At 68.6% G+C, this 13,191-nt stretch carries 14 protein-coding genes; 5 read left to right on the top strand and 9 right to left on the bottom strand.

Features of this window, described 5'->3' with window-relative positions:
- Positions 1–51: 51 nt before the first annotated feature.
- The 4 genes from K3888_RS12085 to K3888_RS12070 all read right to left on the bottom strand — a co-directional run bounded on the left by K3888_RS12085 (position 52) and on the right by K3888_RS12070 (position 3,260).
- Positions 52–747, bottom strand: coding sequence for a hypothetical protein (locus tag K3888_RS12085; protein ID WP_230930518.1), 696 nt, complete (start codon positions 745–747; stop codon positions 52–54).
- Between the two features lie 9 nt (positions 748–756).
- A complete protein-coding gene (locus tag K3888_RS12080) occupies positions 757–1,572 on the bottom strand; it encodes a trimeric intracellular cation channel family protein (RefSeq protein WP_230930517.1) in 816 nt (271 codons plus the stop codon).
- A 9-nt stretch (positions 1,573–1,581) separates the two neighbouring features.
- Positions 1,582–2,115, bottom strand: a complete 534-nt coding sequence (locus K3888_RS12075) for a GtrA family protein (protein ID WP_230930609.1) — start codon at positions 2,113–2,115, stop codon at positions 1,582–1,584.
- 74 nt (positions 2,116–2,189) lie between these two features.
- The gene (locus K3888_RS12070) at positions 2,190–3,260 is read right to left on the bottom strand and encodes a glutathione S-transferase family protein (protein ID WP_230930516.1); all 1,071 of its coding nucleotides are present in this window, start codon (positions 3,258–3,260) and stop codon (positions 2,190–2,192) included.
- Positions 3,261–3,643: 383 nt separating this feature from the next.
- Between K3888_RS12070 and K3888_RS12065 the strand changes: the two genes are divergently transcribed.
- Positions 3,644–4,678, top strand: coding sequence for a DUF2332 domain-containing protein (locus K3888_RS12065; protein ID WP_230930515.1), 1,035 nt, complete (start codon positions 3,644–3,646; stop codon positions 4,676–4,678).
- Positions 4,679–4,738: 60 nt separating this feature from the next.
- A complete protein-coding gene (locus K3888_RS12060; protein WP_230930514.1) occupies positions 4,739–5,566 on the top strand; it encodes a PIG-L deacetylase family protein in 828 nt (275 codons plus the stop codon).
- A 45-nt stretch (positions 5,567–5,611) separates the two neighbouring features.
- Here K3888_RS12060 and K3888_RS12055 read toward each other — a convergent pair whose 3' ends face one another.
- From K3888_RS12055 to K3888_RS12040, 4 genes are all read right to left on the bottom strand, one after another.
- Positions 5,612–6,034 (bottom strand): ectoine synthase, encoded by a 423-nt coding sequence (locus K3888_RS12055; RefSeq protein ID WP_230930513.1) that lies wholly within the window; start codon positions 6,032–6,034, stop codon positions 5,612–5,614.
- 37 nt (positions 6,035–6,071) lie between these two features.
- Positions 6,072–7,367 carry a diaminobutyrate--2-oxoglutarate transaminase gene (gene ectB, locus K3888_RS12050; protein WP_230930512.1) on the bottom strand — a complete coding sequence of 432 codons (1,296 nt, stop codon included), beginning with the start codon at positions 7,365–7,367 and terminating at the stop codon, positions 6,072–6,074.
- Between the two features lie 70 nt (positions 7,368–7,437).
- Positions 7,438–7,953: a diaminobutyrate acetyltransferase gene (ectA, locus tag K3888_RS12045; protein ID WP_230930511.1), complete on the bottom strand. Its 516-nt coding sequence runs from the start codon at positions 7,951–7,953 to the stop codon at positions 7,438–7,440.
- A 154-nt stretch (positions 7,954–8,107) separates the two neighbouring features.
- Positions 8,108–9,658, bottom strand: coding sequence for a SulP family inorganic anion transporter (locus K3888_RS12040; protein ID WP_230930510.1), 1,551 nt, complete (start codon positions 9,656–9,658; stop codon positions 8,108–8,110).
- Between the two features lie 100 nt (positions 9,659–9,758).
- Between K3888_RS12040 and K3888_RS12035 the strand changes: the two genes are divergently transcribed.
- Complete coding sequence (locus tag K3888_RS12035; RefSeq protein WP_230930608.1) at positions 9,759–10,193, top strand: MerR family transcriptional regulator; 435 nt, start codon at positions 9,759–9,761, stop codon at positions 10,191–10,193.
- A 170-nt stretch (positions 10,194–10,363) separates the two neighbouring features.
- Here the strand turns inward: K3888_RS12035 and K3888_RS12030 are convergent, their stop codons facing one another.
- Positions 10,364–11,521: an acyl-CoA dehydrogenase family protein gene (locus K3888_RS12030; RefSeq protein ID WP_230930509.1), complete on the bottom strand. Its 1,158-nt coding sequence runs from the start codon at positions 11,519–11,521 to the stop codon at positions 10,364–10,366.
- Positions 11,522–11,643: 122 nt separating this feature from the next.
- On the opposite strand from K3888_RS12030, the gene K3888_RS12025 reads away from it, so the two are divergent.
- Positions 11,644–12,399, top strand: coding sequence for a PIG-L deacetylase family protein (locus K3888_RS12025; RefSeq protein WP_230930508.1), 756 nt, complete (start codon positions 11,644–11,646; stop codon positions 12,397–12,399).
- Between the two features lie 71 nt (positions 12,400–12,470).
- Entirely contained in the window at positions 12,471–13,085 is a 615-nt protein-coding gene (locus tag K3888_RS12020; RefSeq protein ID WP_230930507.1) for a malonic semialdehyde reductase, read from the top strand.
- Positions 13,086–13,191 lie beyond the last annotated feature (106 nt).

Raw genomic sequence — 13,191 nt, 5'->3', positions numbered from 1 at the left:
GTCTGTTCGGCATCCCACCGGTGCGGTGGTGGCCGGCACACTAGGCGCGGTCTACGACAACACCCCGGTGAGCTGCACGATCCGCACCGCCGCCACCACGAGCAGCGCGATCCCCACTACGAGTGTGAGGATCCGCCCGGCCACCCGGCCGAAGGAGAGGAAGCGGCCGATCTTCTGCGTCGCGGTGGCCACCCTCGAGGAGCTGACGCGCGCAAGAGTGACGATCAGGGCGACGCTCGGCAGGATCGCGATCACCCCGAAGAAGAAGATCTGCAGGAGCTGGGCCCACCACGGTTCCTCGGCGAACGAGATGAGCACCATGCCGGCCGCGAACGGCGCCGACGTGCCCGACTGGATCACCCCGAGCGAGACACCCGTGGCCAGGATGCCGAACTTCTGCAACACCGTCTGGGCGAGCGGGGCCTCGACGTTCTCCTCCGCGGCCTCCGCGGGTTTGCGCATCCCCATCACCGTGATGACCAGCCCGATCACCGCCAGAACGACCATCGCCCAGACGTTGTAGAACAGGCTCCGGACGAACTCCTGGTTGTTGCCGATCACCCAGACGGACACCAGGGACAACAGCACGATGCCGCAGAACGCGCCGCCCGTGAACCGCGCCGCCTTGGGCGCGAACGGCTGACCGCTCCCGGCGGCAGTCAGCCACAGCCCTGCGATGACGGCGAATGCCAGGAGGTTGAGCGAATCGATCGCCGCGAAACCCAGCAGGCTGAGGTAATACTGCACCGGCACACCCTACCGGCGGCGGCCCGGCCCGGGCCCCTCGCCGGCGTCGTCACCGTCACCGTCGCGGGTGTCGGGGCCGTGGGTGGGGGCGTTGTCGTCGTCGCCCTCGGGGTCGTGCGCCGGACCAGCAACACCGTCCCCGCCTCGCGCGGGACGCCCGTACACCGACCTCTCCCGGCGGCGGAGCACGTCGAGGTCACGCACGGTCCAGCCGCGCATCTGCAGCGGCACGCGCCACTGCTGCCACCAGGCGAGCAGGCGGAACGCGATGACGAACGCGGCCAGGGCGGTCGCGGTGATCGGCCCCCACGTGCCAGTCTCCACGGCCACCACCGTCAGGCCCGCGCCCGTCGCGGCCGGGACGACGTACAGGTTCGACCCGCTGAACACCGCCGGCATCTCATTGGCCACCACGTCGCGCATCAGCCCGCCGCCGACCGCCGTCACCACGCCCAGCCCGATCGCGGAGGCCACCGGCATGCCGTGATCGAGCGCGCGGGCGGCGCCGAACGTGCAGAACAGCCCCAGGCCGGCCGCGTCGAACACCACGATGAGCGTGGACACCCGGTGCACCATCGGGCCGATCAGATACACCGCCACCGCCGCCACGACCGGCGGGATGAGGTAGACCGGCTTTGCCAGCGCGAGCGGCGTGACCCCCAGCAGGACGTCGCGGATGATGCCGCCGCCCAGGCCGGCCAGCAGGCCCAGCACGAGGCCGCCGGTGATGTCGATGTCCTTGCGCGCCGCCAGCAGGTTTCCGGACAACGCGAAGAAGAACACGCCCGTCAGGTCGAACCACAACAGCAGCGGCGAGGACTCCACGAGGCGCCCCTAGGTCACGGCGTCCGGCGCCGGCGCGGGCTCGTCCACACTCGCCGTGCGCGCCTGATGGCGGTTGCGCACCGCGCGGAACGTCCAGAGCTTGTTGACGATGAAGTTGATCGGCATCGTGATGACGATCGTCAGCAGCTGGCTCCAGTACTCACGGGAGTGGATGCCCGCGTCCTCATGCCAGAACGGCTCCGGCAGGTACAGCGGCGAGGTGGGGTTGGTGAACGCGAGCTTGATGAAGATGCCCGCGATCGCCGCCACCGACCCCACCACCAGGAACGGCCAGAACTCCTGCCAGAACGGGGCCTTGGCGCCCGCGCCGAAGGTCCAGTTCCGGTTGAGCATGAAGTTGTAGAAGTTCGCCACCAGGAACGCGACGATCCACACCAGCGTGGTGAAGCGGAAGTTGAACTCCGTGCCGGAGATCGGGAACAGGACGTCCTGCGCGTTCTGGGTGCCGCCGTTGGCCTTGTTCATCAAGACCGTGACGATCATGTTGACGACCATGCCGGAGCCGCCGACGATCCCGAACATGATGAACTGTCGGAGGCTGCGGCGATAGCGGCCGATCGCGGGGGGCGCCGGGGTCACAGCGTGCCAGTCTAGGCCTACTCCGCTCCGTGACCGGCGGGGACTCGCTCGGAGGGCTCCGCGATGGGGCCCGGGGCGGTGCCGCTGCCGAACGGGCTGCCGCCCAGCTCCTCACGGTGGTGCGGGGTGAGGAGGCCTGCCAGGTCCGGTCCCTTGGGCACGATCCCGGTGGGGTTCACGTCGCGGTGGACGTTGTAGTAATGCTCCTTGATCTGCGGGAAGTCGCAGGTGTCGCCGAAGCCGGGGGTCTGGAACAGGTCGCGCAGATAGCCCCACAGCGCGGGCATCTCGGTGATCTTGCTGCGGTTGGCCTTGAAGTGACCGTGGTAGACCGCGTCGAAGCGCACCAGGGTGGTGAACAGACGGATGTCTGCGGCGGTGATGGTCTCGCCCACCAGGTAGCGGCGCGTGGCCAGGCGCTCCTCGAGGCGGTCGAGCGAGGCCCACAGCTCGTCGTAGGCCTTCTCGTAGGCGCCCTGCTCGGCGGCGAAGCCGCAGCGGTACACCCCGTTGTTGACGGTCGGGTAGATCCAGGAGTCGAGCTCGTCGATCTCGTCGCGGTGGGCCTCCGGGTAGAGGTCCGGGGCGCCGTCGCGGTGGAAGTCGGTCCACTCGGAGAGCATGTCGAAGTTGAGCTTCTGGTACGCGTTGGTCACCACGGACTTCGTCGGCAGATCGACCAGGGCGGGCACGGTGATACCGCGCGGATAGTCGGGGATCCGGTTGAAGTACGCCTCCTGCAGGCGGTGCAGGCCGGTCACCGGATCCTTCTTATCCGGGTCGAGGTCGAAGACCCACGAGTTGATGTCGTGCGTCGGGCCGACGAGCCCCATCGAGATGGCGTCCTCCAGGCCCATGAGCCGGCGCACGATGATCGAGCGGCTCGCCCACGGGCAGGCCCGGGCGGCCATGAGGCGGTAGCGGCCGGCCTCGACGGGCCAGCGCATCTCGCCGATCTTCTCGCCCACCGGGTCGCTGCCCGGCTTCAGACCCTTGACCACGCGGTCGTTGATGTAGGTGGCGTCGCGGACGAACTCGCCGTCGGTGGAGGCGTTCTTCGCTGCGATGAACTCGGTCTCGTCTGACATGAGGCTCTCCTACGGTCGGCGGGCGTGAGGTCGTCGTCGTCGTACTCTTGGTACGGCGAACTGTTGATACGTCACCAACCATACCCGCGCGAAGGCCCTCAGGCTAGCCCCGGCGCCCGCGATGCAGGTCCGGCCGCGCCTGCCTCGGGTGCGCCCGAGCTTGTTGGCACCACTGCGAAAATCCGAGTCGTTCCTCGCAGAGGTGCAAGCAAGCTTCGCCGTAGTGTCAACAAGCCGCCGGGCCGGACGGCCTGAGGCCTCTCAAGCCGCCGGGCCGGACGGCTTGAGACGTGGACCACGATCACGCGGCGTCGCCTTCCCCTCCCCGGCATTGATACTTTTTCCGCGAACGCGGTGGCTCGCCGATATGCCACGCTGGGGCCATGGACTCCGCGCACGTCGACGACGTCTCGACCCGCTACGCCGAATTCGCCGAGTACGAGGTCCGCGGCCGCACCCCCGTCTATCTGTCCTGGGCCCGCGGGATCGCCGCCGATCCCGACACCTGTAAACTCATCGCGCGCCTGCCCCGCATCAAGCGGCAGCCCGTCCTGGTGTTCGCCGCCGCGCGCCACGCCGGCGCCGCCGAGACCGAGGACTACGCCGCCTTCCGCGACTTCCTGCACGCCCGCTGGGCCGAGGTCGAGCAGATCGCACTCACCCACTCCACGCAGACCAACGAGGCCAAGCGCTGCGCGGTTTTGCTGCCGTTCCTCTCACTGCTGCCCGGCTCGCTCTCACTGGTCGAGGTGGGCGCCGCCGCCGGGCTGTGCCTGTACCCGGACCGCTACGCCTACCGCTACGACCTCGGCGGCGGCCACACCTACGAACTGCAGCCCGCCGAGCTGGCCACCTCCGTCACCCCCGCCGAGGTCCCGGTCCTGGAGTGCGACCTGCGCGACGGCGTCCCCCGCCCGCGCTCCCTGCCCGAGATCGTCCACCGGGGCGGGGTCGACCTGGCCCCCATCGACCCCGCGGACCCCGACTCCCGCGCCTGGCTCCGCAGCCTCATCTGGCCCGGCCAGCAGGCCGAGCGTGTGCCCCGCCTCGACGCGGCCCTGGACATCGCCGCCGCCGACCCGCCGAACATCATCACCGGCGACCTCGTCGAGCAGGTCGAGGCCGCCGTCGCCGCCTGCCCCGACGGCTCCACCCCCGTCGTCTTCCACACCGCGGTGCTCGGCTACCTCGAGCCCCCGGAGCGGGCCGAGTTCGTCCGACGCGTCACCGAGCTCTGCCGTAGCGCCGGCGCGGTGTGGATCTCCGTCGAGGGGGTGACCCTCCTGCCCGAGATCGCGACGCAGATCCCGGAATCGATCCGGCGACACAAGGGCATCTTCGTCGTCGCCGTCAACGGCCGTCCCCTCGCCACGGCGCACGGCCACGGCGACTGGGTCCGCGCCCTCGACATGCCCTGAACCGGACGTGCCCCGGCGCCTCACCCGCCGTGCGCACGCGCGGGAGGGCAGACTGTCGGGGTGTCCACGATCGTGTTTGTCCACGCCCACCCCGACGACGAGTCGTCCCAGACCGCCGGGATGATGGCGCTCGCCGCCCGTGCCGGACACCGCGTGGTGACGGTGTTCGCCACCGACGGTGACCACGGCCAACGACCCGAAGGAATGGGCGCCGACGGCGACGTGGTCGCCCATCGCCGTGGGGAGGCCCGTGCGGCCGCGCGCGTCCTGGGCGTCGAGCGCCTCGACTGGCTGGGATACCGCGACTCCGGCATGACCGGCTGGGTCCAGAACGACGACCCGTTGTGCCTGCACCGGGCCGACGTCGACGAGGCCGCCGGCCGACTCGCCCGGATCCTCGACCGCGAGGACGCCGACGTGGTGATCGGATACGACCACCACGGCAACTACGGCCATCCCGACCACATCGCGGTGCACCGGCTCACCCGCCGGGCCGCCGAGCTCGCGGCACGCCGACCGCGGCTGATGGAGTCCACCACCAACCAGTCCGCGCAGCTGGAGATGCTCGACCGGCCCGAGGTCACCGAGGTCTTCGACGCGCTGGCCGCCGCCGGCTCGGACGTGGCCGAGCTGCGCGAGATGATCCTCACCGGCGACGACGGACAGCCCGTCGGGGTGCCCGAGTCGGAGATCGCCTGGGCCGTCGACCTGCCCGAGGACGTCCTCGCCCTCAAGCGCCGCGCGATGGAGTGCCACGCCAGCCAGACCAGCGACATCGGCCTCATGCTGGGCATGCCGCCCGCCGTCTACGCGCTGGCGTTCGGCACCGAGTACCTCATCGAGCCGGGCCTGGATCAGGACATGCAGAAGGCCTGGCCGTTCGACTGACGTCGACGCGGCCAGGCCCTGTGCGGGGTTGCGCTGTGCGGGGTCCTACTTCTCGCGGACGACCGACCCGTCGTCCTGCAGGCGCAGGAGCGGGTAGATGCCGTTCTCGTCGTGGTTCTCGTCGCCCACGACGGGCGGGTTGAAGACGCAGAGCATCTGCATCTCCTCCTCCACGATCACCTGGTGCTTCTCGTTGCCGTCGAGCAGGTACATCGAGCCCGCCGCTAGCGGGTACTCCTTGTCGTTGGTGAGGTCACGCAGGGTGCCCTTGCCGCGGGTGAGCCAGACGGCCTCGATGTGGTTGGCGTAGTGGAAGTCGTTGGTCGTGCCGGCGGCGATGGTGGTCTCGTGGAACGAGAAACCCACGCGGTCATTGGCCAGGACGATGCGCTTGGACTCCCAGTTACCGTTGTTGCCCTTGATGTGGCGATCGGTATCGGTGATCTCGGCGGTGGTGCGAACGATCATGTGGTGCCTCCTTGAGGGGTGGTCCCGTACTACTGGATCAGGCGTACTGCTGCGCGAGGACGTAGTCGACGGCCTCGTAGCAGATCTCGATGCCGCGGTCGCGCGCCTCGTCGGTGAGGGTCAGCGGCGCCAGGAACTTGACGACCTCGTCGCTTGGCCCGGCGGTCTCGACCAGCATCTTGTTGTCAAAGCAACGGGCCATGACCTGGCCGGCCAGATCCGGGTCCTCGAGGAACGCGATGCCGAAGGCCATGCCGCGGCCACGCAGCTCGAGCTTGCCCTCGTACTTGTAGACGAGCGGCGAGAAGCGCTCGCGCAGGATGCGGCCGTTCTCCAGGGTGCGGTTCTGGAGTGCGTCGTCGGCCCAGTACTTGCGCAGCGCCACGTCGGCGGTGATGAACGCCAGGTTGTTGCCGCGGAAGGTGCCGTTGTGCTCGCCCGGGGTCCACTCGTCGAGCTCACGGTTGAACAGGGTGACCGCCAGCGGGAGGCCGTAGCCACCGATCGACTTGGACAGGCAGACGATGTCCGGCTTGATGCCGGCGAACTCGAAGGAGAAGAACTCGCCGGTGCGGCCGCAACCCATCTGGACGTCGTCGACGATCAGCAGGATCTCGTGGCGCTTGCACAGCGCGTCGAGGGCCTGCAGCCACTCGGCGCGCGCGGCGTTGATGCCGCCCTCGCCCTGGACGCACTCGACGATCACGGCAGCCGGGCGGTTCATGCCGGAGCCGGAGTCGACGAGCACGCGCTCCATCCACTGGAAGTCCTCGGTGACACCGCCGAAGTAGTTGTCGTACGGCATCGGGGTGGCGTGGACCAGCGGGATGCCGGCGCCGGCGCGCTTCATCGAGTTACCGGTCACCGACAGCGACCCGAGGGTCATGCCGTGGAACGAGTTGGTGAAGTTGATGATGGCCTCGCGGCCGGTGACCTTGCGGGCCAGCTTCAGCGCGGACTCGACGGCGTTGGTGCCGGTCGGCCCGGGGAACATCACCTTGTAGTCCAGGCCACGCGGCTTGAGGATCGTGCTGGAGAAGGTCTCCAGGAAGGCGCGCTTGGCGACCGTGTACTTGTCCAGCGAATGGGTGACGCCGTCGCGGGTGATGTACTCCAGCAGGGCGTTCTTCATATCGTCGTCGTTGTGGCCGTAGTTCAGCGCGCCGGCGCCGCCGAAGAAGTCGAGGTAGTCCTCGCCGTCGACGGTCGTCAGCGTCGTGCCCTTGGCGGTGTCGAAGACCGCCGGCCAGTTGCGCGAGTAACTACGAACCTCCGACTCGCGGTCGGTGAAAATCGAGGTATCGGTGCTTGAATCGTGCGTGTTCTCGGCCATTTGTCTTGACTCACTCCAATGAAAAAGCGTTCGGGCAGCGACGGCGGGCCGGGCGGCCCGCGCCCAGTCCTTAGGAAATCGTGTAGAGGTCTTCTTGCTCGTGGCCCTCTCCGAGAAGATCGGCGCCCAGGTAGTCCTCGCTGGTCAGCGACATCCCTCGGTCGCGGGCAACGGCTCCGAAGGTGCGCTTGGAGGCGTCGTTGTCCGGGCTGATCGTGGTGCGCAGTCGCACGGTGCCCTGCTGCTCGCCGGTGCGGTCCATGAGGCTGTGCAGCAGACGGGCCGCGAGCCCCTTGCCGCGCTGATCTGCGTCGACACCGACCTGCCACACGAAGATCGTGTCCGGCTCGTCGGCGCGGATGAAGCCGGTGACGAAGCCGACCACACGGCCCTCGACCTCGACCACCACCGAACTCCCGGCGAACTCGGCACCCCACAGTACGTAGGCGTAGGACGAGTTCAGATCGAGGACCCGGCTGTCGCGGGCGATCTCCCACATCCGGATCCCGTCTGCCGCGGTGGGCGGACGGAAAACCGGGTCCGAGGAATCAGGGGTACGGGGTACTTCTCGTTCTCCTGGGCTCATAATCGTCTCCCACCGTAGTGAGGCCACCTCGTAGTTGCATCTACCTTCCACAATTCGTTCCTGAATTAGTGATGAGTGTGCAGGTGATCGCCGGGGAGTGAGGTCGGTCACTTGCCAGTGGTTCCGCGAACGCCCGACCGCGGGGCCGTAGCGGCTAGAACGCCCCGCCGAGACGGCCCGAGAGCCTGTCGAGACGTTCCTTGCTCGCGCCGTCCAGGCCGATCACCGACAGCGTCTTGCCCTTCTCCGCGTACTTCTGTTGCACGGCATCAAGCGTCGCGACGGTCGAGGCGTCCCAGATGTCGGCGTCGGTGAGGTCGAGGACCACGTGCTCGGGGTCGCCGGAGTAGTCGAACTGATAGACCAGATCGTTGCTCGAGGCCCAGAACAGCTCGCCGGTGACGCGGTAGGTGCGGGTGGTGAACTCGGTGTCGTCGTCGTTGTCGTCGTCGCGGCCGTCGTGGCCGTCGTAGTCGTCGCGGGGCCCGGGGACTTTCTCCACCGTCGTCATGTGCGCGACGCGGCGGGCGAACATCACCATCGCAGTAAGCACGCCCAGGACCACGCCGATCGCCAGGTTGCCGGTCCACACCGTCGCCACCACCGTGACCAGCATGACCAGGGTCTCCGGCAGCGGCATGACCCTGAGGGTGCGCGGGTGGACCGAATGCCAGTCGAACGTCCCCACGGACACCATGACCATCACCGCGACCAGGGCCGCCATGGGGATGAGGCCCACGATGTCGCCGAGCACCACCACCAGGATGAGCAGGAACACGCCGGCGAGCAGCGTCGACAGCCGGGTGCGCGCCCCGGATTCCTTGACGTTGATCATCGTCTGGCCGATCATCGCGCAGCCGCCCATGCCGCCGAAGAAACCGGTGACGAGGTTGGCCACGCCCTGGCCCCAGCCCTCGCGGGTCTTGTCGGAGTGGGTCTCGGTGATGTCGTCGACCAATTTCGCGGTCATGAGAGACTCCATGAGCCCGACCAGCGCCATGGCCAGCGCGAACGGCGCGATGATCTGGAGGGTCTCCATGGTCAGCGGCACGTCGGGCAGGAGCAACGACGGCAACGACGTCGGAAGCTCACCCTGACCCGCCACATCGGGCACGTTCCAGCCGACGGCCAGCACGACGACCGTGATCGCCACGATCGCGATCAGCGGGGCCGGCACGACCGTCGTCAGGCGCGGGAAGCCGACCATGATCACGATGCCCGCCGCCACCAGCGGGTACACCAGCCACGGCACGCCGATCAGATGCGGGATCTGCGCCATGAAGATGAGAATCGCCAGCGCGTTGACGAAGCCGATCATCACCGACCGCGGGATGAACCGCATCAGCTTGGCCACGCCCAGCACCGAGAGGATGATCTGTAGCGCGCCGCCCAGCAGGACCGTCGCGATGAGGTAGTCGAGCCCGTACTCCGCGACCACCGGGGCGATGACCAGCGCGATCGCGCCCGTCGCGGCCGAGATCATGGCGGGCCGGCCGCCGGTGAACGCGATCGTCACGGCCATCGTCACCGAGGCGAACAGGCCGACCCGCGGGTCGACGCCCGCGAGGATGGAAAACGAGATCGCCTCCGGGATGAGCGCCAGGGCCACCACCAGGCCGGCCAACACCTCGGTCCGCAGTCTGGCCGGCGAGGAGAACGCCGCCCGAAACGAGGGCAGCACACCGGTCGGAAACTCAGTTCTCACAGATCACCTACAGTCGAAGGGTCAACCCTCTCGCAACGAGAGAGTAAAAACCTACCGTAGCGGGAGAGTTGTGGCCGGGGAAACTCAGGGCGAGCAGACCATGAAGATCGGGGAGGTCGCCGAACGCACCGCGCTGTCGATCCGCAGCCTGCGCCACTACGACGAACTCGGCCTCGTCAGCCCGTCCGCCCACTCCCCCGGCGGGTTCCGCCTCTACACCGAGGCCGACGTCGAACGCCTACTGCTCATCCGGCGCATGAAGCCGCTCGGGTTCAGCCTCGACCGCATGAAGGACTTCTGCCGCGCCCTCGACGCGCGGAGTGAGGGGATCGGGGCCGATGGCGCGGCCGGTAGGGCCGGGGGCGTGGGCGCGGCCGGGGGCGCGGCGAGGGGCGAGGGGTCCGACGACGACAACGCCGCCGCCCGCACCACGATCACCGAGATCGGCGCTGAAGCGGCGGAGCGCCTCGAGCGCCTGCGCAAGCACCTGGCCTACGCCGAGGAGTTCGTCGAGATCATCGACCGCCTCAGCTGACCGCCGCCGCCGACCCTCTCCGACCCCCTCCCGCGCCACCCTCGCCGACCTCTCCATCCCCGCCGGCCCGTCCCGCGCCTCCCCCACCGGTAAACGCGAAGAGGGTTTCGCACGTCGGCACCCGGCCGATACGTGCGAAACCCTCTGCTCGATGGAAGGGGCGACCGAACTCAGAGCGCCCGCCCGATGACCTCCTTCATGATCTCGTTCGTGCCGCCGTAGATCCGCATGACGCGGGCGCCCGCGAACTTCTGCGCGATCGGGTACTCCATCATGTAGCCGTATCCGCCGAAGAGCTGGAGGCAGCGGTCCACCACGTCGTCGAGCATGTCGGTGGCCTGCATCTTGGCCATGGAGGCGGTCACGGCGTCGAGCTCCCCGGCGAGTTCCTGCTCGATGCAGTAGTCGACGAACGTGCGGGTCGCCATGGCCTGCGTCTTGCAGTGCGCCAGCTCGAACCGGGTGTTCTGGAAGTCGAGCACCGGCTTGCCGAACGCCTGCCGCTCGCGGGTGTACTGGAGCGTCTCCACGACGGCGGCCTCGGCCATGGCGAGGGCGTCCACGGCGATCGCCAGTCGCTCGCGCGGCAGCTGGTTCATCAGCTGGTAGAAGCCCTGTCCCTCCTCACCGCCGAGCAGGTTGGCGGCGGGCACGCGCATGTCGTTGAAGAACAACTCGGCGGTGTCGGCGCCGTGGCGACCCATCTTCTCGAGCACGCGGCCGCGCTCGAAGCCGGGAGTGTCAGCCTCGACCGCGAACAGGGCCATGCCCTTGTGGCCGGCGTCGAGGTCGGTCTTGGCCACGACCACCACGAAGTCGGCGGAGCCGCCGTTGGAGATGAAGGTCTTGGAGCCGTTGATGATGTAGTCGTCGCCGTCCCGCTTGGCGGTGGTGCGCACGCCCTGCAGGTCGGAGCCGGCGCCGGGCTCGGTCATGGCGATCGCGGAGATCCACTCGCCGGAGCAGATCTTGGGCAGCCACGCCTTCTTCTGCTCCTCGGTGGCGTAGTTGGCGACGTAGTGCGGGGTGATGGTGGAGCCGACGCCCATGCCGAACGCGGTGTCGCCGGAGTAGACGAGCTCCTCGGTGACGAGGTACTCCATGCCGGCGTCGCCGCCCTGCCCGCCGTACTCCTCGGGCACGTCGAGGCAGATGAGGCCGGCCTCGCCGGTGCGCACCCAGGTCTCGCGGTCGACGTGCTTCTGCGCGGCCCACTTCTCCTGGTTGGGGGTCATCTCCTTGGCGAAGAAGGCGCGGGCGTGCTCTCGGAGGAGGCGGTGATCGTCGGTCTCCCACGCGGGGCGGTAGTCGGGGAAGAGTGCGGACACGAGGGGCCTCCAAGGAAGTACGACGACGACAACAGCATTTACTTCGAGTTCGGCGACAGTCTACGACCGCGGTATCGGCCGAGTCCGGATGCAGCGGGCGCGGGCGGGGCCATACTCGTGCCATGAGCGATCCCACGGACCGGCCAGAGCAGGACTCCCAACCCGAGACGGGCGCCCTCCCCGTACCTTTCCCGACCGACTGGACCCGTTGCCTCATCCTGGTGGCGCACCCTGATGATCCCGAGTACGGCATGTCCGCCGCGGTGGCCCGGTGGACGGCCGAGGGGCGCAGTGTCGTCTACGTCCTCGCCTCCAGTGGCGAGGCCGGGATCGAGGGCATGGACCCGGAGATCGCCGGGCCGATCCGCGAGGAGGAGCAGCGGCGGTCGGCCGCGCACGTCGGGGTGGACACCGTCGAGTTCTTGGGCTTCCCGGACAGTCGGATCGTCAACAACGGTGAGTTGCGGGACGCGATCGCCGACTCGATCCGCAAGCACCGGCCGGACATCGTGGTGTCCCTGTACTCGGGCCCGGAGTTCGGCCCGGGCATGCCCAATCAGTCCGACCACATGGAGTTCGGCGACGCAGTGGGCGCCGCCTTCGACGATCTGGTGGCCGCGGTCGGCGTGGACTCGCGCGAGGGGCGCCCGCAAATGTGGTTCGAGTCCGATCCCCGGCCGAGCCACTACGTGGACGTCACGGGATTCGTCGACCCGGCCATCGCCGCACTGGCCGAGCACAAGGAGTACATGTCGGTGCTCGACCCGCAGACGCCCGTGCGCGAACAGGCGCAGACGCAGGTCGAGCGCATGGTGGCGCCGGTCGAGGGCCTGGCCGACGGCAACCCTGTTGTGGGCTTCACCCGTAAGCGCCCCTGATCGCGAGCCACGTGAGGAGCATCACCGCCGGTCCTGGAATCATTCCGGACCGGCGGCCAGTTCTACTAGACATGACAACTTCTTTGGACACCGCCCAGGCCATCCAGATCGACGAGGCCGCCCAGGACCTCCTCTTCCGCGAGGCCCGCACCGCCAACGCTTTCACCGATGAGCCGGTGACGGACGAGCAGCTGGAAGCGATCTACGACCTGGTCAAGTGGGCCCCCACCTCGATGAACAACCAGCCGCTGCGCGTCGTGGTGCTGCGTTCGGAGGAGGCCAAGGCCCGTCTCATCCCGCTCCTGGCCGAGGGCAACCAGGCCAAATCCGCCGCCGCCCCGGCCGTGGCGTTGCTGGCCGCCGACGTGGACTTCCACGACGAGCTGCCGAAGGTCTTCCCGCACTTCCCCGGCGCCCGCGACCTGTTCGCCGACGAGGACGCGCGCATCGGCACGGCCGAACTCAACGCCGGCCTGCAGATCGGCTACCTGATCCTCGGCATCCGCGCGGCCGGCCTGGCAGCCGGCCCGATGACCGGCCTCGACGCCGACGCCATCGCCAAGGAGTTCTTCCCCGACGGACGCCACCGTGTGCTCGTCGCGGTCAACATCGGCAAGCCTGCCGAGAACGCCTGGTTCGACCGCCTCCCGCGCCTGGACTACGACGAGGTCGTCACCACCCTCTGATCCTGCGCCCCCGCAGCGATCTGATCCCGCGCCCCCGCGGCGATACGAGAACAGGCCGGACCCCGAAAGGGTCCGGCCTGTTTTTGCTGTCGGTGGGAGAAAAAGC

The sequence above is a fragment of the Dietzia aurantiaca genome, from assembly GCF_021033825.1.
Lineage (GTDB): Bacteria > Actinomycetota > Actinomycetes > Mycobacteriales > Mycobacteriaceae > Dietzia > Dietzia aurantiaca.
This window is presented reverse-complemented; position numbering and strand designations above follow the sequence as displayed.